Source organism: Nocardioides potassii (genome assembly GCF_021648885.1).
GTDB lineage: Bacteria > Actinomycetota > Actinomycetes > Propionibacteriales > Nocardioidaceae > Nocardioides > Nocardioides potassii.
This window is the reverse complement of the sequence record NZ_JAKJHZ010000005.1, coordinates 396,199-416,683: the sequence shown is the minus strand read 5'-3', so window position 1 is coordinate 416,683 and position 20,485 is coordinate 396,199. Positions and strand designations below refer to the sequence as shown.

Sequence of the window (20,485 nt, the reverse complement as noted above, 5' to 3'; positions counted from 1 at the left end):
ATCCCCAACCGCGCCCGTCGTGCGGGGCAGGGTCGGGTGTCGTGGGATACACGCCCCGCCCGACCGCGTACGTGGCACAGTTCGGGCTGTGACCGGGTCCGTGCCTGCGCAGGGCGACCTCGACAGCGCGTCCGCGGCGCCACTGCACCCGGCCGCTCGCGAGGTGCTGCTCGCGGCGCTCGACCGGGGGTACGCCGACCCCCGCAGGCTCCACCGCGCCGGCCGCGAGGCCCGGCTGCTGCTGGACAACGCACGCGAGGCGACGGCCGGCGCGCTCGGGGTCCGCGCCGACGAGGTGACCTTCACCCCCAGCGGCACCCACGCCACACACCTCGGGCTGCTGGGGCTCGTGCGAGGCGCCCGACGCGGCGACCTGGTCGTCCACTCCGCCGTCGAGCACTCCGCCGTCCGGCACGCCGTCGAGTGGTCCGGGCGGGGCGAGGAGGTGCCCGTCGACAAGGACGGTCGCGTCGACCCGGCCGAGGTGCGTGCTCGCGCGGTGCGACCGGAGGTCGCCGTCGTCGCCGTCCAGAGCGCGAACCACGAGGTCGGGACGGTCCAGCCGGTAGGCCGCCTCGACCTGCCGCCGGACGTCCCCCTCTTCACCGACGCCTGCGCCTCGATGGGCCGCCTCGCGCTGCCGTCCGGGTGGGCGGCCGCGGCGGGCTCGGCGCACAAGTGGGGCGGCCCGGCCGGGGTGGGCGTGCTGCTGGTGCGGACGCGGGCGCGGTGGCGCAACCCCTTCCCCGGCGACGACCGCGTGGACGAGCGCTCGACCGGCTTCGAGAACATCCCGGCGGTGCTCGCCGCCGCCGCCGCGCTCCAGGCGGTGGTGGCCCAGCGCGAGGAGGTCAACGCGCGCCACCACGACCTCGTGGACGTCGTACGGCGTCGGGTGGCCGCGGAGGTGCCCGACGTGGAGGTCGTGGGCGACCCGGTGCGCCGGCTCCCCCACGTGGTGACGTTCTCGTGCCTCTACGTCGACGGGGAGGCGCTGGTGACCGAGCTCGACCGCCGCGGCTTCGGCATCGCGAGCGGCTCGGCCTGCACCGCCTCGACCCTCACCCCGAGCCACGTGCTGGAGGCGATGGGGGTGCTGACCCACGGCAACGTCCGGCTCTCCCTGCAGCGCGACGCGACCCGCGCCGACGTCGACGCCTTCTGCGACGTGCTGCCGGATGTCGTCGCCGAGATCCGGTCGCGGGTCGGGCTGTGAGCAGCCCGCACGACGGTCACGCCGTCGCCCTCGAGCTGGACTGCACGACGCTGCCCTGCCCCATGCCCGTCATCGAGCTGGCCCGCCACCTGGGTGACGTCGCGGCCGGCGAGCTGATCGCCGTGGTCGCGATGGACGCCGCCGCGGCGGTCGACGTACCTGCGTGGTGCCGGATGAAGGGGCAGGAGTACGTCGGCGCGGACGTCACCGAGGACGGCCGCCCCCGCTACGTCGTACGACGTCTCGGCTGAGCGGGGCCTCGAGACGGTCGCTGCGCGACCTCCTCGACCAGCGGGGCTACGCGCGGATCGTGCGCAGGTGCGGCTCGAAGTCGGCGACGGCCTCGTCGCCGTAGGTCGCGGCGCAGCGGGCGAGGAAGTCCGCGCGGGAGATCTCGTACTCCTGCGTGCCGACCTGCTCGACGACGTACACGGCGAGGAGGCAGCCGAGCTGCGCGGCCCGCTCGTGGCCGAGGCCCCAGCTGAGCGCGGCGAGGAAACCGGCCCGGAACGCGTCGCCCACGCCGGTGGGCTCGACCTTCTCGATCTCCGGGACGGCCGCGACGACGACCGACTCCTCGCCGGCACGGTCGATGCGGACGCCGTCGGGGCCGAGGGTGACGACCCACGTGCCGACGCGCTCGAGCACCTCGTCGCGCGACCAGCCGGTCTTCTGGGTGATCAGGCTGGCCTCGTACTCGTTGGAGAAGAGGATCTCGGCGCCGTCGATCAGCGGGCGGATGAGGTCGCCGTCGCCGAAGGCGAGCTGCTGCGACGGGTCGGCGAGGAAGGGGTAGCCGCGCTGGCGGCACTCCTCGGTGTGGCGCAGCATGCCCTGCGGGTCGTCCGGGCCGATGATCACGTAGTCGGGTGCGCCGACGCGGTCGACGATCGGCTTGAGCTCGATCTCGCGCGACTCGCTCATCGCGCCGGCGTAGAAGCTGGCGATCTGCGCGTGCGCCGAGTCGTTGGTGCACACGAAGCGCGCCGTGTGGCGGGTCTCGGAGACGTGGACGGAGTCGCAGTCCACGTTGTGCCGCTCGAGCCAGGCCCGGTACTCGCCGAAGTCCTCGCCGACGGCGCCGACGAGCACCGGGCGCAGGCCGAGGTTGCCGAGGCCGAAGCAGATGTTCGCGGCGCACCCCCCGCGGCGTACCTCCAGGTCCTCGACGAGGAACGACACGGACAGCTTGTCGAGCTGGTCGACGACCAGGCTGTCGGCGAACTTCCCGGGGAAGGACATCAGGTGGTCGGTCGCGATGGATCCGGCTACGAGGATGGACACGACGCGGAACACTACCCGCCGCTCGCCCTCGGGCCGCTTCGACGACGGCGGACGGAGTTACCTACCGGTACGGCTCGGGATACCCCTCGGTAGCCAATAGCGTCGAGGCCATGACGTCCTCCGCGCCCGGTCCGCGCCGCCCCGTCCTCGCCCACGCCGAGCTCGGCACGCCCGCCGAGATGGCGGCCGACTGCACCGAGGTGGGCCGCAACCTGGGCCTCGGGAGTGCCCTCGAGCGTCGGCTCGAGCGCGCTGCCCGGGTCGCCGTCGCGGGTCGGCGCCCCTCCCTCCGCTTCGAGGACTACCCGGCCGAGGTCGGCAAGCGGGAGATCCCGATCTCCGACGCCGCCGCCCGGATCGCCAACGCGCTCCACCTGCACCTGGACTGACGTGCGCGCGTCCCCGGACGCGTGCGGACATGACGAAGGGCCCCAGCCGATCGGCTGGGGCCCTTCGTCATCAGGCCCGTGTCAGGCCGGAGTCAGCTCAGTGGAAGCTGTCGCCGCAGGCGCACGAGCCGGTGGCGTTGGGGTTGTCGATCGTGAAGCCCTGCTTCTCGATGGTGTCGACGAAGTCGATCTCGGCACCGTTGAGGTAGGGGACGCTCATCCGGTCGACCACGACGGTCACGCCGTCGAAGTCGGTCGTCACGTCGCCGTCGAGCGTGCGCTCGTCGAAGAAGAGCTGGTAGCGCAGGCCCGAGCAGCCACCCGGCTGCACGGAGATGCGCAGGGCCAGGTCGTCGCGGCCCTCCTGCTCGAGAAGGCTCTTCACCTTGCCGGCGGCCACGGCGGACAGGTTGATCTGGTCGGTGCGGCGCTCGGTGGTCTCGACCTGCTCGGTCATCTCATCACTCCAGAAGTCTCGGGGTCCTGCTGGTCTCAATGGTCGCACACCGGGGGTTATTCCCGAGCGCCGCGGGGAGAACGCGACGCAGTCGCGGACTCCGCGGCGGTGCGAAGCGGCGAAGCACGGCGGAGCCGGGCGAGCCGGCCTGAACCCCGGCCCGGAACAACCGCGGGGTTCGCGCGATCAGCGCGACCACGTCCGCGCCACGCGGTCGGCGAGGTCGGCGAGGGCGTCGGCGGGGGCGCCGAGGGCGCGTTCCTCCCCCACCAGCTCGACGAGGGAGTACGCCGACTCGATGCCGAGGGCACGCATCTCGCGCGACCCGACGAGGACCTGGCCGGCCAGCGCGATGCACGGCCGGAGCGCGTCGGAGGCGACGGCGGCGACGCCGTACGGCACCTTGCCGGCCCGGCTGGAGAAGTCGAAGGCGCCCTCCCCCGTCACCACCAGGTCCGCCTGCCGTGCCCGGGAGGCGAGGGAGACCGACGACGCGACGAGGTCGATGCCCGGCTCGCGGGTGCCGCCGAGGACGAGCAGCGCGTAGCCGATGCCGCCGGCAGCGCCGGCGCCCTTCTCCAGGGAGGTACGACGGTCGGTGGCGACCGCGAGCCCCTCGAGCCAACCGTCGACCTCCGCGATCCGGTCCTCGCCGATCCCCTTCTGCGGCCCGAAGGTCTTGGTCGCGCCGAAGAGCCCGGTCAGCGGGCTGTCGACGTCGCTGGCGGCCACGAGCGTCACGCCGGCCAGCCGCGCACGGGCCGGGCCGAGGTCGACGGCAGTCACGGGGGCCAGGGCAGCCGGACCGGCGTCGAGGACGCCGTCGGAGGTGGCGCCGAGCGCGGCGAGCACCCCGGCGCCGCCGTCGTTCGTCCCCGTGCCGCCGAGACCGACGACGACCGTCGTCGCGCCACCCTCGACCGCCGCGAGCAGGAGCTCACCGACGCCGCGGCTCGTCGCGGTCTCGGGGTCGCCGTCGAGGAGGTGCAGCCCCGCGGCCTGGGCGCTCTCGACGTACGCCGTCTCCCCGACCCGCAGCACGACCGCGGGCACCGGGGCTCCGTGCGGCCCGGAGACGGTCACCGCCGACAGCGTGCCGCCGAGGGCGGCGTGGAGGACGTCGACGAAGCCGGGGCCGCCGTCTGCCATCGGCGCGAGGTCGAGCTCGTCGTCCGGCGCCCGGCGTCGCCACCCCGCCGCGATGGCCTCCGCCGCCTGCACCGCGGTGAGGGTGCCGGCGAACTTGTCCGGGGCGATCAGCACGCGCATGGCGACATGATCCAGCAACCACCGGCTCGCAGCGCGGTCGGGCATGCTTGGTCCATGCCTCCCGCCCCCACCTCCGACGCGGGCCCGGCGCCGATCGTCGCCGAGATCGTCGTCCCGGTCACGCCCACCGAGGCCTTCGTCGGCTTCACCGCCCAGATGGGCGAGTGGTGGGACCCGATGCTGACGCCCGACGCGGCCACCTTCACCAACATCTCGATCGACCCCAACGGTCCCGTGGCGATGGTGCACGGCGACGAGGAGCACGTCTGGGGACGGGTGATGAACTGGGACCCGATCGGGCACTACACGCAGGAGTTCTGGCTGGGCCATCCCGAGGACGAGGCGACCGTGCTCGACGTGCGGTTCACCGAGGCCGAGGGCGGCGGCAGCCTCGTGCGGCTGGTGCACAGCGGCTGGATGCCCGGCAGCGAGGAGGTCCGGGCGAAGTACACCCACTGGGACGACCTGCTCCGCCGCTTCGCCGCGCACGTGTCGTGACCGGAGCGCTCGTCCGGCCGATGCGCGAGGACGACCTCGCTGCGTTCGCCGACATCACTGCCACCAGCTACTACGAGGTCGAGACCCGGACCGCGCAGCGCTCCTGGCCCGATCCCGTACGCCGTCCCGCGGCCCGGAACGGGACGTGGATCGAGCGTGCGCGCGCCGCGCTCCGGACGGACCCCGGCGGGTGCTGGGTGGCCGAGGTCGACGGCGAGGTGGTCGGCGGCGCCGTGTCACGCGTGCGCGAGCTGATGTGGATCCTCGCGTCCTTCGCCGTCCGCCCGGACCTCCAGGGCCGCGGCATCGGCACCGAGCTGCTCGCGGCAGCGATGCACCACGGTCGCGGCTGCCTGCGCGGGATGTTCGCCGCGAGCTCCGACCCAGGCGCCGTACGCCGCTACCGGCTGGCGGGCTTCGACCTGCACCCTCAGATGACGGTCGCGGGCGTCGTCGACCGCAGCGCGCTCCCGGTGGTCGACCGCGTGCGGGAGGGCTCCGCCGCAGACATCGACCTGCTCGACTCGGTGGACCGTCGCACGCGCGGCGCAGCGCACCTCGGCGACCACGAGCTCCTCCTCGCCCAGCTCAGGCTGATCGTCACCGACCACACGACGGGGTCCGGCTACGCCTACGTCGACACCGACGGGTCACCCGCGCTGCTCGCGGCCACGAACCGTCGTACGGCGTCCCGCCTGATGTGGGAGGCCCTGGCGTCGTCGACGCCCGGACAGGACGTGGGGGTTCACCACATCACGCCGGTCAACGCCTGGGCGCTCGACGTCGGCCTCGCTGCGCGGCTCTCCATCTACACCAACGGCTACCTCTGCGTGCGGCAGATGAAGCCGCCCGCGCCGTACCTCCACCACGGCTCGCTGCTCTAGGCGGACCTACAGAGCGGAGCCGGGCTCCAGGCGCGCACCCGCCGCGACCTCGCCGCCGATCGTCGAGTCGCGCCCGGCGAGCACCAGGTCGTCGTCGTGCGCCAGCCGTCGCGACGGCTCGGCGCCCACGCGCGACCTCGCGGCGACCTCGCACCGGTCGTCGAGGACGCTGGTCCGTACGACGGCACCCGCACGCACGACGCAGTCCTCCATCAGGACGCTGTCGTGGACCTCGGCACCCTTCTCGACGACGACTCCCGGACCCAGCACGCTCCCGACGACGAGGCCGGACACGTCCGCGCCCGGGGACAACATCGAGTCGCGGCACTCCCCCGACGCGCGCACCCGGGCCGCGGGCCGGTCCGGCCAGTGGGAGATGACCGGACGACCGGGGTGGTCGAAGACGTCGACCGTGCCACGCAGCAGGTCGCGGTGGGACTGGAGGTAGAGCCCGGGCTGGCCCACGTCACGCCAGTAGCCGGTCAGCGGCACCGCGGCGACCTCGCCGGTCTCGACCAGGCGCGGCAGCAGGTGCTCGCCGAAGTCGCCGATCCCGCTGTCCCCCTCGTCCGCGTCCTCCGCATCCCCGGCCAGCTCCCGTCGCAGGTCGTGCAACGCGGTCAGGAGCGCCTCGGTGTCGTAGACGAAGATCTCCGTGGCGACCGTGCCGGAGGACGGCCGCGACGGCTTGTGCTCGACCCCGGTGACCCGGCCACCCCGGCCGGAGAGGACGACGACGTTGTCCGAGGCGTCCTTCTTGCTGACCTCGCTCGTGAGCACGGTCCCGGCGCGGCCGGCGGCGACGTGCTCCTCGATCACCGGGGCGAGGTCCATGTTGAAGACGTGGTCGGCGCTGCAGACCACGAGGGTGCGCGCACCGAAGGCCTCGATGTCGGCCGCCACCCGCAGCAGCAGGTCGCCGTTGCCGTGCGCGAAGCCGCTCTCCGTCGCAGGACCCGTGCCGGTCTGCGGGACGATGCGCCGGAAGCCACCCCGGTTGCGGTCCAGGCTCCACGGCCGCCCGCCCGACAGGTAGTCGTCGATGGACGTCACCTGGTACTCCAGCGAGACCCACACGTCCGCGAGGTCGGCGTGGACCAGCCCGGACAGGGCGAAGTCGATCAGCCGGTGCACGCCGCCGTACGGCAGCGCGGGCTTGGCGCGCTCGCGGGTGAGGACGTCCATCCGCGAGCCCTGACCGCCCGCCTGGACCAGTGCCAGCACCTCACCGCGTCGTGACATGCCCGCAACCCTCCCACTCCCGTCCCTGTGTCGGCGACCCTCCCTAGGATTGGCGACATGAGCACCATCGACCTGCCGCTCCTCCCGCTCGGCAAGGGCCGCGACCTCGACGCCGAGCGCGGTGTGGAGTGCCCCGGTGACCTGCCGGCAGCGTCCGACCCCGACCTGGTCGAGCGGGCCCGCGCCGCCAAGGCCGCGCTGGGCGACCGGCTGTTCGTCCTCGGCCACCACTACCAGCGTGACGAGGTCATCCAGTTCGCCGACGTCACGGGCGACTCCTTCAAGCTGGCCCGTGACGCGGCCGCGCGGCCCGACGCAGAGTTCATCGTCTTCTGCGGCGTGCACTTCATGGCCGAGTCCGCCGACATCCTCACCTCACCGACCCAGCGGGTGGTGCTGCCCGACCTGGCGGCCGGCTGCTCGATGGCCGACATGGCGCGGCTGCGCCAGGTCGAGGACGCCTGGGAGGCGATGGCCGACGCCGGCATCCAGGACAGCGTCGTGCCGGTGACCTACATGAACTCCAGCGCCGACATCAAGGCGTTCTGCGGGCGCAACGGCGGCGTGGTCTGCACGTCGTCCAACGCCGAGGTCGCACTCGACTGGGCCTTCGCCCAGAAACCTGACGCGAAGGTCCTCTTCCTCCCCGACCAGCACCTCGGACGCAACACCGCCGTGCTCCAGATGGGCATCGCGCTGGAGGAGTGCGTCGTCTGGGACCCCCGCCAGCCCGGCGGCGGGCTCACCGCCGAGGAGCTGGCCGGTGCCCGGATGATCCTGTGGAAGGGCCACTGCTCGGTGCACGGCCGCTTCTCCGAGCACGTGGTCGACGAGCTCCGCGCGAAGCACCCCGGCATCAACGTCCTGGTCCACCCCGAGTGCAAGCACGAGGTGGTCCTGAAGGCCGACCTGGTCGGCTCGACCGAGTTCATCATCAAGACCATCGAGGCCGCGGAGCCCGGCACGGTGTGGGCGATCGGCACCGAGCTCAACCTCGTCAAGCGCCTGGCCGACGCCCACCCCGACAAGACGATCGTCTTCCTCGACCGCAACGTCTGCTACTGCTCGACGATGAACCGGATCGACCTGCCCCACCTCGTCTGGGCCCTGGAGAACCTCGCCGCAGGGCAGGTGGTCAACCAGATCACGGTCGACCCCGAGACCGAGGCGGACGCGCTCGTCGCGCTGCAGCGGATGCTGGACCTGCCCGGCAAGTCCCACCGCGACTGAGCATGAGGCACGTCAGCGACTCCGAGCGGCGCAGCCGGATCGCCGTACGGCACGCGCTGTCCCCGACGCACCGGCTCGACAGCGTCGAGGCCGTCACCCGGGCGATGACCGTGCTGCACGCCACCGAGGCCGCGACCGTGCACCTCGCCGTCGCGGCTCGCACCGAGGGCCTCACCCCGGCAGACGTCGACGCGGCGCTGTACGACGATCGCAGCGTGGTGAAGCAGCTCGCGATGCGGCGCACGCTGTTCGTCTTCCCCCGCGACCTGCTGCCCGCGGCGTGGGGCAGCGCCTCGGCACGGGTGGCGACCTCCGAGCGCAAGCGGGTCGCCAAGGCCATCGCCGGGGCGGGCATCGCCGCGGACGGCGACGCCTGGCTCGACGCGGCACGCGACGCGACGCTGGCCCGCCTGGCGGCCGGTCCCGCGAGCACGACGCAGCTGCGGGCGGAGGTGCCCGAGCTCGCAGGAATGATCGGTGGCGACACCGACAAGTCGTGGGACCGCCCCGTCCCCGTCGCGCCCTGGGTGCTCACCCACCTCGGCCTCGAGGGCACCATCGTCCGCGGTCGCAACGGCGGTCACTGGCGCCTCAACAAGCCGGTGTGGACGCGTGCGGACGACTGGCTCGGGGACCTCGACGAGCCACTCGACGAGGCGGCCGGCTACGCCGAGCTCGTCCGCCGCTGGCTGGGCACGTTCGGCCCGGGGACGACGGCCGACATCCAGTGGTGGCTGGGCTCCACCAAGGGTGCGGTGACCTCGGCACTGGCCGCCCTCGGTGCCGTGGAGGTCGCGCTCGACGACGGCACGACCGGGTGGCTGCTGCCCGACGACACGGACGAGGTGGGCCCGGTCGAGCCGTGGGCGGCGCTGCTGCCGACCCTCGACCCGACGGTGATGGGCTGGAAGTCGCGCGCGTTCTACCTCGACCCCGCCCACGTGCCCTACCTCTTCGACACCAACGGCAACGCGGGCACGACGGCGTGGTGGGACGGGAGGATCGTCGGCTGCTGGGTGCAGGACGACGAGGGCGTCGTACGACTCTCGCTGCTCGAGGACCCCGGCCCCGACGGTCACGACGCGCTCCACGCCGAGGCGGCACGGCTGACGGCATGGCTCGACGGCACCGTCATCGGCAACGTCTACGCCTCGCGCCAGATGAAGCAGGCGAGGTTGCCGTAGGTGCCCCCGGCTCAGGCGTCGGCGAGCGGGAGGTCGAACCAGAAGACCGATCCCCCACCGGCACGCGGGACGACGCCCATCGTCCCGCCGTGCGCCTCGACGATCCGGCGACACGTCGCCAGGCCGATGCCGACGCCGGGCACGCTCTTGTCGAGGCGGGCCAGCGGCGCGAAGATCCGCTCGCTGCGGTCCGGCGGCACACCGCGGCCACGGTCGCGCACCTCGATCCGGTGGTGACCGTCGACCGTCCGTGCGTCGACCTCGATCTCGGGCTGTTCGCCGTCCTCGGTGAACTTCACGGCGTTGTCGACGAGGTTCATCAGCACCGACCTGAGCTGGGCCGCGTCCCCACGGACGACCGGCAGCGCACCCACGGCCACGGCGCGCCTCGACAGCCGCCCCTCGAGGTCGTCGAGGGCGAGCAGCAGCTCGGCGCCGAGGTCGACGAGCTCGGTGCCCGGCGGAGCGCCCCCGGCCGCGAACGACAGCAGCTCGCTGATCATCTCGTCCATCCGGTCCACCCCGCGGCGGGCACGGGCCAGCGTGTCGAGCACCTCGGGATCGGCCGCCTCGAGGTCGGACAGGTCGAGCTCGAGCGACTCGAGCGACAGGGACACCGACGTCAGGGGGTTCTTCAGGTCGTGGCTGATCTGGCCGGCGAACTGCTCGAGCCGTTCATTGGCCGTGGTGAGCCGGGCGTTGGCCTGGGCCAGTCGACGTGAGGTGAGCTCGAGCTCCAGGACGTCCACCACGCGGTCCGCGAGCTGGCCGAGCGCGGTTGCCGCCTCGTCGCTCGTCTCGTGCGTCTCCTCGTCGAACACGCACAGGGTCCCGATGAGGACGCCGCTCGGGGTTCGGAGCGGGTGGGCCGCGTAGTAACGGATGTTGGCGAGCTGTCCGTCGACGGACGGGATGCCGGCGAGGACGGGATCACGCCGCGCGTCGTCGATCTGGAAGGGCTCCTCGCTCTCCAGCACCACCTTGCACGGCACATCGGCGAGCGGCAGGGTCGCAGCCTCGAAGCCGACGGTCGCGGCGTGGTGCTGCATCGAGCTGGTGAAGAGGTTGACGGCTGCGAAGGGCACCCCTGCCACCTTTGCGGCGAGGTCGACCAGCGCGACCAGCTCCCTCCGGGGCGGGCGCCACAGGACGTCGTACGCCTCGATCGTCGCCTCGCGCTCGGCCCCCCGTCGCGCGTCCGCGCTGTCCTCGATGCCTTCCGCGTCGCGGTCCGTCACAGTCCCGGGGCCTTCCAGATCGCCAACCAACGCTGGAGGTCGTCCTCCATCGGCAGCTCCGCGGCGAGCAGGTCGCGCACGGACAGCTCGAGCAGGTTGTCACGGGTCTGCCCCTCCTGTCCGTCGTTCGCGGGTGCGAACGGGTAGAACGTCCCCTGCTTGTAGAGGTAGGTGAGCCCGAACCGCTGCCCGGAGGCGTTGGCGAACGGGACCATCGAGCAGAGCAGGCCCGCCTCGAACCCGTTGAGCTCGAGGGTGGTGTTGACCGCGTGGAGGTCCGTGCAGAGCCCGGACAGGTCCGTGGGGTCGCCGTCGACGACGAGCCAGGTGAAGCCGAAGTCGTCGGTGGTGACCGTGACCTCGGGCGCGTCGGCGTCGTCACGGATGAGCGCCAGGACATCGGACTGGGTCTGCGCGAACGCGGCACCGCTCGCGGACCTGTAGCAGACCGAGCCCGACCCGGTCGGCTCGAAGCCCAGGGCCGTCTGCAGCGTGATCGCTGCGCTCGGCACGAGGAACAGCGCATCGAGGTGGTTGCGGCGCGGCGCCGAGCGTGCCCGCATCGCCTCCCAGAGCCCCATCCCCCGCCCCTCAGCCCGTCGGCCGGCTGAGCTCGGCCTGGATGCGGGCGAGCTGCTCGAGCCGCTGCTGGAGGGGCGGGTGGGTGGCCACCAGGCCGCTGAGGCCGCCGCGGAGGGCGGGCACGATGCACAGCGCGCTGGCGGCCGAGCCCGCCCGCAGGTCGCGCTGCGGGATCGCGGCGACCTCTCCGCTGATCTTCTGGAGCGCCGAGCCGAGGGCCGCCGGCTTGAGCGTGAGGTAGGCCCCGGCCCGGTCGGCGCTGAGCTCGCGATAGCGCGAGAGCAGGCGCAGCAGCAGGAAGCTGACGGCGTACACCACCAGGCTGCCGAGGAGCGCGACGAGCACCACCGGCAGGCCGCTGTTGTTGCGTGAGCGGCCCATCCCACCGAACTGGGTGAAGCGCAGGAGCAGGCCGGCGGCGATGCCGGCCGACGAGGCGACCGTCATCACGAGCACGTCGCGGTGGGCCACGTGGCTCAGCTCGTGCGCCAGCACCGCCTCCAGCTCCTCGGCCTCGAGCGTCTGGAGGATCCCGGTGGTCACGCACACGACCGCGCGGTCGGGCGAGCGGCCGGTGGCGAAGGCGTTGGGGACCGGGAGGTCGGAGACCCCGACCCGGGGCTTGGGCATGTCTGCCAGCGCGCACAGCCGGTCGATCATGCCGTGCAGCTCGGGAGCCTCCTGGGGGGTGACCTCGCGGGCGCGCATGGCCCGCATGGCGACCTTGTCGGAGCTCCACCACTGCCAGAACGCCATCGCGATCGCGATGACCGCGATGAGCACGGAGTACCCCTGGAAGGCGTACATCAGGGCCACGACCAGACCGACGAAGAGCGCGCCGAGCAGGAACATGGTGAGGGTCATCCGGGCGGTGAGCCCGGGGTCCTTGATGAAGCGGGAGGTGGCCATCGGCAACCGGGCGACCTCAGCCCGGGATCAGGCCGTCGTCGCCGAGCAGGTCGCGGACCTCGTCGATGGTGACGTCCGGCGGAGGGAGGATGAGGTCGGACTCGTCGAGGGAGTCGACGTCGTGGTGCGTCCCACTGGCCCGCACCGCGGCGAGCAGGCCCTGGAGGGCGGTGCGGAACATCTCCTCGTCGCCCGCCTCGATCGCCGACTCGATCTGGGTGTCGAGGCCGTTGAGGGCGTCGAGCGCGTGGTCGTCGAGGTCGTACTGCCCCTCGCCGAGGATGCGGACGATCATGCCCGGCCGCCCTCGGAGCTCTCGCCCTCGACGCGGACGGACTCGCCCTGGGGCTGGGCCAGGATGTCGCCGTCGCCGGCCTCGATCGCCTGCGGCTGGGCCGAGGCCTTGAGCCGGGCGAGCTCCGCCTCGACGTCGGAACCGGAGCTGAGGGCGTCCAGCTCGCGGGAGATGTCGTCGCCGGCGTTGAGCGAGGAGGCGTCGTCGAGGGCGCCGGACGCGATCAGCTCGTCGATCGCCTGGCCGCGCGCCTGCATCTGCGCCGTCTTGTCCTCCGCGCGCTGGATCGCGAGGCCGACGTCGCCCATCTCCTCGCCGATGCCCGACATGGCCTCGCCGATGCGCGTCTGGGCCTCGGCGGCGGTGTAGGTGGCCTTGATGGTCTCCTTGCGCGTGCGGAAGGCCTCGACCTTGGCCTGGAGGCGCTGCTGGGCCAGGACCAGCTTCTCCTCCTCGCCCTGGAGCGTGGCCTGCTGCTCCTTGAGGCTGGTGATCTGGGACGCGAGCCCGGACTTGCGCGTCAGCGCCTCACGGGCGAGGTCCTCGCGGCCGGCAGCGATGGCCTTCTCCGCCTGGCCCTGGAGCTTGGCGGCCTGCTGCTCGAGCTGGTTGACCTGCAGCTCGACGCGCTTGCGGCTGGTGGCGACGTCCGCCACGCCGCGGCGCACCTTCGAGAGGAGCTCGAGCTGGCGCTGGTAGCTGTAGTCCAGCGTCTCGCGGGGGTCCTCCGCCCTGTCCAGGGCCTTGTTGGCCTTGGAGCGGAAGATCAGGCTGATGCGCTTCATGAGACTCATCGGGGTGAGGACCCTCTCTCGGTAAGGCTGGTCGTCAGCCTCAACCCTAGGACCAAAGCCAAGCAGGAGGTAGGCATCCGCCCCGGCGGGCCGCGGCGGTGACGACGATAGGCTGGGGCGCAGCATCCCGTTCTACGTAGAGGCAGCCCGTGTTCCGTCGTTCCAGCTCCGAGCCCGTCCCGACCGCCCCCGAGAAGGTCGGCGGCAAGGGTCGACCCACCCCGACCCGCAAGGAGGCCGAGGCGGCCGCCCGCGCACGGGCCAAGGTGCCGCGGACCCGGCGTGAGCAGATGGCGGCGCAGCGCAGCGCGCGTGGCGAGACCTCGCAGCGGATGCGCGAGGCGATGAAGACCGGCGACGACAAGTACCTCCCCGCCCGCGACCGCGGCCCGGTGCGCCGCTTCGTCCGCGACTACGTCGACTCGCGGTTCTCCTTCATCGAGCTGATGGTCCCGCTGCTGGTGCTCTCGATGATCCTCGGCTACTCCGGCAACCGCACGATGATCCAGCTCGGCAACACCGTCCTCTTCACCACGATCATGGTCATCATCGTCGACATCGTGATGCTCCGGTTCCGGATCCGCCGCGAGATGGCCCGCCGGTTCCCCGACGAGCCGACCAAGGGCCTGACGATGTACGCCGCCCTCCGTTCGCTGCAGATGAAGTTCCTCCGGCTGCCCAAGCCGCAGGTCAAGATCGGCCAGAAGCTGCCCGAGACCTATCGCTGATGAGCCACAGCCACGGCGGTCCGACCGCCGACGTGTCCGTCCGCGTCGCCTGGGCCGACGACGCCGAGTCGATCGCCGGTGTCCAGGTGCGCGCCTGGCCCGACCTCTACGCCGGCCTCCTGCCGGCCGACCTGCTCCCGACGGACGTCGAGGCCGTGGCCGCCCAGTGGCGCGAGGCGCTGGCCCGGCCTGCCGACGCCCGCAACCGCGTGCTGGTCGCCCTTGAGCGCAACCGCGTCGTCGGCTTCGCCCTGACGTCCCCGGCCGTCGACCCCGACTGCGACCCCGTCGCAGACGGCGAGCTGTCGGAGGTCACCCTGGACCCGGGCGAGCGCGCCAAGGGCCATGGGTCGCGGCTGCTCCAGGCCGCGGTCGACACCCTCGCCGCCGACCGGTTCACCCGGGCCGTCACGTGGGTCAACGCCGAGGACGACGCGCTGCGCGGGTTCCTCACCGATGCGGGCTGGGCGCCCGACACGGCGCACCGCGAGCTCGACCTGGACGGCACGGGCAGCACGACCGTGAAGCAGGTCCGGCTCCACACTGCGATCGGGTAGCGCCCGTCGCACAGCGGCGGGCTCCTCCGAAAGGACCACCCGAACTTCACCCTTGGGTGTCTTGATTTCCGTGTGACGCGCGTCACCATGGACCTATCGGCCACTTCGCCGGTCCAGCACGGGGGTCCACATGCTAGGTCCGCTTCCCGCTCTCCACAGGTTCCTGCTCGTCCTCGCCGCCCTGGTCGTGTGCGTCGGCATCGGCTTCTGGTTCGGCGTCATGCCCCAGGTCCCGCTCAACGTGCGCGTCGGCCTGCTCGCCGGCACCGCCGCGGGCGTGGCCGCAGCGTTCGTGCTGGTCCACGACTTCCGCGAGCGGCAGGCCCGTCCCGCACGAGCCCGCAAGCGGACGCTCTAGCGAGCGTCACGGGTCGGTGGCCTAGCCTCGCCCCGTGACCGATCGACCCCTGGACGCCGCGGAGCGTTCGGGGATCGTCCGCGACGGCGTCGCCGTCGGCATCGCCACCGGGGCGTACGGCATCGGCTTCGGCGCGGTGTCCGTGGCGTCGGGCCTCGGCATCGCGCAGACGTGCGTGCTGTCGCTGCTGATGTTCACCGGTGCCAGCCAGTTCGCGCTGGTCGGGGTCATCGCCGCGGGTGGCGCCCCGCTGTCCGGTGCCGCGACCGCGCTGCTGCTGGGCACCCGCAACACGCTCTACGGCCTGCGGATGGCGCCACTGCTGAGGTGGCGCGGCTGGCGGCGGGCGGCCGCCGCGCACATCCTCATCGACGAGTCCACGGCGATGGCCGTCAACCGCCCCACGACCGAGGGCGCCCGGCTCGGGTTCACCACCACGGGCCTCGCCGTCTTCGTGCTGTGGAACCTCGCCACCGCCGTCGGGGCGTTCGCGGGCGAGGCCGTCGGCGACCCCCGGACGTTCGGCCTCGACGCCGCCGTCGGGGCGGCCTTCCTCGCGCTCCTGTGGCCGCGGTTGAAGGACGATCGCAACATCCTCGTCGCCGTCCTGGGCGCAGCGGTGGCGCTGACGATGGTGCCGATCACCGCAGCCGGAGTGCCGGTGCTGGCCGCCGGCGGCGTCGCGGTCCTCGTCGGTGTGCTGTCCGGACGCGGCGGTCCCGCGGGTCCGACCGCGCGGCCCGGCCGGTCCGCCCGGGACGCCGGGGGTGAGCCCTGATGTGGGCCGCGATCCTGCTGGCCTGCGCCGGCTGCTATGCGCTCAAGCTGGCCGGGCTGTCGCTCCCGGAGCGGGTGCTGAACCACCCGACGGTCGAGCGCGTCGCGGACCTCATCCCGGTCGCACTGCTCGCCGCTCTGGTGGCGGTGCAGGTCTTCTCCGACGGTCAGTCGCTCACCCTGGACGCCCGGGTGCTCGGGCTGGGGTTCGCGGTCGTCGCGCTCCTGCTGCGGATGCCGTTCCTGGTGGTGGTCGTGGGGGCGTCGGTCGTGGCGGCTCTCGCTCGCCTCGCCTGACGCCCCCGCTCCCCCGTCGTACGGCTGTCGGGGTCAGCCGACCGAGACGGCGCTCCACGCGGCGGCGACCGCGTTCTGCTGCACCGAGCCGGCGCCGTAGAGGTCGCGCGCGGCGTTGAGGGTGGCCGTGCGCGCGCCGGCGTAGCTCGTGCCGGACGTCATGTAGACGGTCAGCGCGCGGTACCAGATCCTCGCCGCCGCGTCCCGGCCGATGCCGGTGATCGTCGAGCCGTTGCAGGTGGTCGAGCTGTGGGCGACGCCGCCGATGGTCTTGGTGCCGCTGCCCTCGGCCAGCAGGTAGAAGAAGTGGTTGGCGACGCCCGAGGAGTAGTGGACGTCGAGGTTCTTCGTGTTGCTGCTGTAGCAGTTGGGCGAGCTGCCGTCCGCGATCGGGTTGTCCATCCGGCGGAAGCCGACGTGGCTCTTGAGGTCGAACTCCTCGCCGATCAGGTAGTCGCCCGGGTCGTTGGGGTTGGCCGCGTAGAACTCGACCATGGTGCCGAAGATGTCGGAGGTGGCCTCGTTGAGCCCGCCGGACTCACCGGAGTAGGTCAGGTTGGCCGAGTTCTCCGTGACGCCGTGCGACATCTCGTGGCCGGCCACGTCGAGCGACACCAGCGGGCCGTAGTTGACCCCGTCACCGTCGCCGTAGGTCATCTTCGAGCCGTCCCAGAACGCGTTGACGTAGTTCTGGCCGTAGTGGACCCGGTTGTAGGAGCCCGTGCCGTTGTCGAAGATGCCGTTGCGGCCGTGGGTGGTCTGGAAGTAGTCCCACGTCTCGTTGGAGCCGTACTGCGCGTCGGCGGCCGCCGTGGCGCGGTTGCTGCTCTGGCCGTTGCCGAAGGTCGTCGTCGTCGAGGTGACCAGCGTGCCCGTGGAGCAGCCGGAGCCGAAGACCTGGCAGAGGATCGAGTCCTCGGCGTTCTTCATGTCCGTGGTGTAGGTGTTGCCGCGGATGCCGGCGTTCTTGAGCTGGTACGACGTCCCCGATCCCGTCACGCTCAGCGGCACCGTGCCGCTGTAGAGCGTCTGCCCCTGGCCGTCGACGTTGACGATCTGCTGCTCGCTCCGGATGACCATTCCGGTCCTCGCGTCGACGTACGTCGCCAGCCGCGAGGGGGTGCCGTCGGCCTGGGTGCCGCCGGTCACGACCTGCCATGCCAGCCGGGGCTTCGCGCCCGTGGCGTCGACGACGAGCTCGCTGGTCTCGGCAGCGTCGTCGCCGAGGACGGTCGTGCTGCGGGCGTTGCGCGCGAGGACAGCGCGCTTCGCAGCGCTCGAGGCGACGATCGCGTCGGTGCCGAGCGTCAGGGGCGCCGCCAGGGTCTGGCTGACCCCGGACCATGCCGCGGAAGGGCCCTGGTGGACGACGAGGTCGCCGCCCACGACGCGCAGCCCGTCGAGGGTGCGGTCGAAGCGGACGTGCGTGCTGCCGTCGGCGTCGGTGATGGTCTCGCGGGCGACGAAGGCCTGACCGTCTGCCGCGCGGGCGGCGCCGGGGTGGGCCGTCAGCCCGGCGAGCGCCGTGCCGATCGCGTCGGGCCGCGCCGAGGGGGCGCCCTGGGCGCTCGTGGCCGTGGTCAGCGGCAGCGCGGCCGCGGTGACGGCGGCGACGGCGAACGCGGCGAGTCCTGCAGTTCTGCGCATGTGTGGAGCCTTCCGAGAGGTCAGCCGCGTCCCCGAGTGGACCGCGACACCACTGGCCCAACGACGCCGTCCGGCCCCGGGTTACGCCCGGCTGCCGGCGCTCGAGGCACGCGCGATGGGGGCGCCGGTCGCGGGGCAGGTCGCCCACCACGTCCGACGCCCCTCCTGGGGGCCTTGCCCCGTCAGCTCACCGAGACCGCGCTCCACGCGGCGGCGACGGTGTCGTACTGCGTGCTGCCGGCACCGTAGAGGTCCGTGGCAGCCTTGAGGGTCGCGACCCGAGCACCGGCGTAGTTGGTGTTCGAGGTCATGTAGACCGTCAGCGCCCGGTACCAGATGGCCGCCGCAGCAGTGCGTCCGATGCCGATGACGGTCGAGCCGTTGCACGTCGGGCTGTTGTGCGCGACTCCGTTGATCGTCTTCGCGCCGCTGCCCTCGGCCAGCAGGTAGAAGAAGTGGTTGCCGATGCCCGAGGAGTAGTGCACGTCGACCGAGCCGGCGCCGGAGGTCCAGCAGCTGAGCGACGAGCCGTCCGAGGCCGGGTTGTCCATCCGGCGGAAGCCGAGGTGCTTCTTGAGGTCGAACTCCTCGCCGATCAGGTAGTCGCCCGGGTCGTTGGCGTTGGCCGCGTAGAACTCGACCATGGTGCCGAAGATGTCGGAGGTGGCCTCGTTGAGCCCGCCGGACTCACCGGAGTAGGTGAGCTTCGCCGTGTTCCCGGTGACCCCGTGCGACATCTCGTGGCCCGCCACGTCGAGCGACACCAGCGGGCCGTAGTTGACCCCGTCACCGTCGCCGTAGGTCATCTTGGTGCCGTCCCAGAAGGCGTTGACGTAGTTGCGGCCGTAGTGGACCACGTTGTAGGACCCCGCGCCGGTGCCGAAGATGCCGTCCCGGTTGAAGGTCGTCTTGTAGTAGTCCCACGTCTCGTTGGAGCCGTACTGCGCGTCCGCGCCGGCCGTGGCGCGGTCGCTGGTGAGGCCGTTGCCGAACGTCGGCGTGCTGCTCGTGATGAGCGTCGCCTTGCCGCCCTGCTTGTTGCCGAGGTCGGCGGTGTAGGTGTTGCCACGGATGCCGTCGTTGCGCAGCTGGTAGGTCGTGCCGGACTTGGTCACGCTCAGCGGCACCGAGCCGCTGTAGAGGGTGTTGCCGGTGCCGTCGACGTTGACGACCTGCTGCTCGCTGCGGATGACCATGCCGGTCCCGGCGTCGACGTATGTCGCCAGCCGCGACGGGGTGCCGTCGGCCTGGGTCCCCTCGGAGACGACCTCCCACGCCAGGCGCGGCGTGCCGCCCGTGGCGTCGACGACGAGCTCGCCACGCGAGGCGCGGTCGTCACCGCGGACGGCGGCGGTGCGGGCGTTGCGCGCCAGCACCGTACGACGGGCGGCGGTCCGGGCGACCCGGGCGTTCGTGCCGAGCGTGAGCGGCGCGCCGAGGGTCTGGCTGACGCCGTCCCACCCGCCGGAGGCGTCCTGGTGGACGACCAGGTCGCCGCCGACGACGCGCAGGCCGTCGAGCGTGCGGTCGAACCGGACATGGGTGCTGCCGTCGGGGTCGACGATCGTGGTGCCGGCGACGAAGGCCTGGCCCTCGGCGGCCCGGGCGGCGCCGGGGTGGCGCTGCAGCGCCGCGAGCGCTGCGCCCCTGGCATCGGACGGGGCGGGTGCCGCGCCCTGGGCGCTCGTGACCGTGGTCAGCGGCAGTGCGGCCGCGGTGGCGGCCAGGGCGAGAGCGGCGAGTCCTGCTGTTCTGCGCATGGAGTGGTGCCTTCCGAGGAGATCCGCCGCGCCCCCGAGTGGCGCGCGGCAAGGGGTCACCCGAGCGAAGCTCCCCGGCCGGAGTCATGTCTCCGAGCGTCAGTCGAGGTCGAGCAGGGAGTCTAGGCCCACCGTGAGGCCCTCCCGAGTAAAGATTTCGCGTACCGCGAGCATGACTCCGGGCGTGAACGACACCCGGTCCAGGGAGTCGTGCCGGATCGTGAGCGTCTCCCCCGGCATGCCGAGCACGACCTCCTGGTGCGCGACCAGGCCGCGGACCCGCAGCCCGTGGACCCGTACGCCGTCCACGTCGGCGCCGCGCGCGCCGTCGAGACCCGTCGAGGTGGCGTCGGGCATCGGGGCGCTGCCCGCCTCGCGCCGCGCAGCGGCGATCAGCTCGGCGGTGCGGCGAGCGGTCCCGGACGGAGCGTCTGCCTTGTCGGGGTGGTGGAGCTCGACGACCTCCACCGACTCGAAGAAGGGCGCAGCCTCCGCTGCGAAGCGCATCATCAAGATGGCGCCGATGCTGAAGTTCGGGGCGATCAGCACGCCGACCCCGGGGGCCTCGGCGAGCCACTCCTCGAGCTGGTCGAGCCGGCCCTGGTCGAAGCCGGTCGTGCCGACGACCGCGTGGATGCCGTGCTCGATGCAGAAGCGGAGGTTGTCCATCACCACGTCGGGGTGGGTGAAGTCGACGACGACCTGGGCTCCCGACCGGGCCAGCTCCTCGACGTCGTCCCCGGCATCGATGCTCGCCACCAGCTCGGTGTCCGGGGCCGCCTCGACGGCCCGGCAGACCTCCGCGCCGACCTTGCCGCGCGCGCCCAGCACGCCCACCCGGATGGGGCTGTCCGCGGTGGTCCTGGGGCTCTCGGGGTCAGGGGTGCTCA

The 20,485-nt window shown here is 72.5% G+C and carries 24 protein-coding genes; 12 read left to right on the top strand and 12 right to left on the bottom strand.

Translation table 11 applies throughout. From position 1 onward, the window contains the following. Positions 1 to 88: 88 nt before the first annotated feature. Together L2K70_RS06485 and L2K70_RS06480 are read left to right on the top strand one after the other, a co-directional pair. Complete coding sequence (locus L2K70_RS06485; protein ID WP_236400529.1) at positions 89 to 1,216, top strand: cysteine desulfurase family protein; 1,128 nt, start codon at positions 89 to 91, stop codon at positions 1,214 to 1,216. Further along, positions 1,213 to 1,467, top strand: a complete 255-nt coding sequence (locus L2K70_RS06480; protein ID WP_236400527.1) for a sulfurtransferase TusA family protein — start codon at positions 1,213 to 1,215, stop codon at positions 1,465 to 1,467. The genes L2K70_RS06485 and L2K70_RS06480 overlap by 4 nt, the downstream gene beginning before the upstream one ends. 46 nt (positions 1,468 to 1,513) lie before the next feature. On the opposite strand, the gene L2K70_RS06475 is transcribed toward L2K70_RS06480, so the two are convergent. Next, positions 1,514 to 2,500 carry a carbohydrate kinase family protein gene (locus tag L2K70_RS06475; RefSeq protein ID WP_236400525.1) on the bottom strand — a complete coding sequence of 329 codons (987 nt, stop codon included), beginning with the start codon at positions 2,498 to 2,500 and terminating at the stop codon, positions 1,514 to 1,516. A 110-nt stretch (positions 2,501 to 2,610) separates the two neighbouring features. Between L2K70_RS06475 and L2K70_RS06470 the strand changes: the two genes are divergently transcribed. After that, a complete protein-coding gene (locus L2K70_RS06470) occupies positions 2,611 to 2,889 on the top strand; it encodes a hypothetical protein (protein ID WP_236400523.1) in 279 nt (92 codons plus the stop codon). A 97-nt stretch (positions 2,890 to 2,986) separates the two neighbouring features. Here the strand turns inward: L2K70_RS06470 and erpA are convergent, their stop codons facing one another. Then, positions 2,987 to 3,346, bottom strand: a complete 360-nt coding sequence (gene erpA / locus L2K70_RS06465; RefSeq protein ID WP_090971856.1) for an iron-sulfur cluster insertion protein ErpA — start codon at positions 3,344 to 3,346, stop codon at positions 2,987 to 2,989. A 186-nt stretch (positions 3,347 to 3,532) separates the two neighbouring features. Continuing rightward, a complete protein-coding gene (locus tag L2K70_RS06460; protein WP_236400521.1) occupies positions 3,533 to 4,615 on the bottom strand; it encodes a glycerate kinase family protein in 1,083 nt (360 codons plus the stop codon). A gap of 54 nt (positions 4,616 to 4,669) precedes the next feature. Here L2K70_RS06460 and L2K70_RS06455 point away from each other — a divergent pair, with 54 nt between their 5' ends. Then, positions 4,670 to 5,113 carry an SRPBCC family protein gene (locus tag L2K70_RS06455; RefSeq protein WP_236400520.1) on the top strand — a complete coding sequence of 148 codons (444 nt, stop codon included), beginning with the start codon at positions 4,670 to 4,672 and terminating at the stop codon, positions 5,111 to 5,113. Then, positions 5,110 to 5,997: a GNAT family N-acetyltransferase gene (locus tag L2K70_RS06450; protein WP_236400518.1), complete on the top strand. Its 888-nt coding sequence runs from the start codon at positions 5,110 to 5,112 to the stop codon at positions 5,995 to 5,997. Before L2K70_RS06455 ends, L2K70_RS06450 begins: the two co-directional genes overlap by 4 nt. Before the next feature lie 6 nt (positions 5,998 to 6,003). On the opposite strand, the gene L2K70_RS06445 is transcribed toward L2K70_RS06450, so the two are convergent. Then, positions 6,004 to 7,239 (bottom strand): glucose-1-phosphate adenylyltransferase family protein, encoded by a 1,236-nt coding sequence (locus tag L2K70_RS06445; protein WP_236400516.1) that lies wholly within the window; start codon positions 7,237 to 7,239, stop codon positions 6,004 to 6,006. 57 nt (positions 7,240 to 7,296) lie between these two features. On the opposite strand from L2K70_RS06445, the gene nadA reads away from it, so the two are divergent. After that, entirely contained in the window at positions 7,297 to 8,469 is a 1,173-nt protein-coding gene (gene nadA / locus L2K70_RS06440; protein WP_236400514.1) for a quinolinate synthase NadA, read from the top strand. A 2-nt stretch (positions 8,470 to 8,471) separates the two neighbouring features. Continuing rightward, a complete protein-coding gene (locus tag L2K70_RS06435; RefSeq protein ID WP_236400512.1) occupies positions 8,472 to 9,653 on the top strand; it encodes a winged helix DNA-binding domain-containing protein in 1,182 nt (393 codons plus the stop codon). Positions 9,654 to 9,664: 11 nt separating this feature from the next. Here L2K70_RS06435 and L2K70_RS06430 read toward each other — a convergent pair whose 3' ends face one another. From L2K70_RS06430 to L2K70_RS06410, 5 genes are read right to left on the bottom strand one after another with little or no spacing between them, the layout of a single operon-like run. Continuing rightward, positions 9,665 to 10,891 carry a sensor histidine kinase gene (locus L2K70_RS06430; protein ID WP_236400509.1) on the bottom strand — a complete coding sequence of 409 codons (1,227 nt, stop codon included), beginning with the start codon at positions 10,889 to 10,891 and terminating at the stop codon, positions 9,665 to 9,667. Continuing rightward, on the bottom strand, positions 10,888 to 11,472 hold the full coding sequence (pspAB, locus tag L2K70_RS06425; RefSeq protein WP_236400507.1) for a PspA-associated protein PspAB: 585 nt from the start codon (positions 11,470 to 11,472) through the stop codon (positions 10,888 to 10,890). The genes L2K70_RS06430 and pspAB overlap by 4 nt, the downstream gene beginning before the upstream one ends. Before the next feature lie 10 nt (positions 11,473 to 11,482). After that, positions 11,483 to 12,382, bottom strand: a complete 900-nt coding sequence (gene htpX / locus L2K70_RS06420; RefSeq protein ID WP_236400506.1) for a zinc metalloprotease HtpX — start codon at positions 12,380 to 12,382, stop codon at positions 11,483 to 11,485. Between the two features lie 16 nt (positions 12,383 to 12,398). Beyond that, on the bottom strand, positions 12,399 to 12,677 hold the full coding sequence (gene pspAA, locus L2K70_RS06415; RefSeq protein ID WP_236400504.1) for a PspA-associated protein PspAA: 279 nt from the start codon (positions 12,675 to 12,677) through the stop codon (positions 12,399 to 12,401). Then, positions 12,674 to 13,471 (bottom strand): PspA/IM30 family protein, encoded by a 798-nt coding sequence (locus L2K70_RS06410; protein ID WP_236400502.1) that lies wholly within the window; start codon positions 13,469 to 13,471, stop codon positions 12,674 to 12,676. Before L2K70_RS06410 ends, pspAA begins: the two co-directional genes overlap by 4 nt. A 149-nt stretch (positions 13,472 to 13,620) precedes the next feature. Here L2K70_RS06410 and L2K70_RS06405 point away from each other — a divergent pair, with 149 nt between their 5' ends. From L2K70_RS06405 to L2K70_RS06385, 5 genes are all read left to right on the top strand, one after another. After that, positions 13,621 to 14,199, top strand: a complete 579-nt coding sequence (locus L2K70_RS06405) for a DUF3043 domain-containing protein (RefSeq protein WP_236400501.1) — start codon at positions 13,621 to 13,623, stop codon at positions 14,197 to 14,199. Further along, positions 14,199 to 14,756: a GNAT family N-acetyltransferase gene (locus tag L2K70_RS06400; protein ID WP_236400499.1), complete on the top strand. Its 558-nt coding sequence runs from the start codon at positions 14,199 to 14,201 to the stop codon at positions 14,754 to 14,756. Before L2K70_RS06405 ends, L2K70_RS06400 begins: the two co-directional genes overlap by 1 nt. Before the next feature lie 130 nt (positions 14,757 to 14,886). After that, positions 14,887 to 15,114, top strand: a complete 228-nt coding sequence (locus L2K70_RS06395; RefSeq protein ID WP_236400497.1) for a hypothetical protein — start codon at positions 14,887 to 14,889, stop codon at positions 15,112 to 15,114. A gap of 34 nt (positions 15,115 to 15,148) precedes the next feature. Further along, positions 15,149 to 15,892 carry an AzlC family ABC transporter permease gene (locus L2K70_RS06390; protein ID WP_236400495.1) on the top strand — a complete coding sequence of 248 codons (744 nt, stop codon included), beginning with the start codon at positions 15,149 to 15,151 and terminating at the stop codon, positions 15,890 to 15,892. Next, positions 15,892 to 16,188, top strand: coding sequence for an AzlD domain-containing protein (locus tag L2K70_RS06385; protein ID WP_236400493.1), 297 nt, complete (start codon positions 15,892 to 15,894; stop codon positions 16,186 to 16,188). Before L2K70_RS06390 ends, L2K70_RS06385 begins: the two co-directional genes overlap by 1 nt. 33 nt (positions 16,189 to 16,221) lie before the next feature. Here the strand turns inward: L2K70_RS06385 and L2K70_RS06380 are convergent, their stop codons facing one another. From L2K70_RS06380 to dapB, 3 genes are all read right to left on the bottom strand, one after another. Beyond that, entirely contained in the window at positions 16,222 to 17,835 is a 1,614-nt protein-coding gene (locus tag L2K70_RS06380; RefSeq protein ID WP_236400490.1) for a M4 family metallopeptidase, read from the bottom strand. A gap of 182 nt (positions 17,836 to 18,017) precedes the next feature. After that, positions 18,018 to 19,595, bottom strand: coding sequence for a M4 family metallopeptidase (locus tag L2K70_RS06375; RefSeq protein WP_236400488.1), 1,578 nt, complete (start codon positions 19,593 to 19,595; stop codon positions 18,018 to 18,020). Between the two features lie 99 nt (positions 19,596 to 19,694). Continuing rightward, positions 19,695 to 20,438: a 4-hydroxy-tetrahydrodipicolinate reductase gene (gene dapB / locus L2K70_RS06370; protein WP_236401542.1), complete on the bottom strand. Its 744-nt coding sequence runs from the start codon at positions 20,436 to 20,438 to the stop codon at positions 19,695 to 19,697. Positions 20,439 to 20,485: the final 47 nt, after the last annotated feature.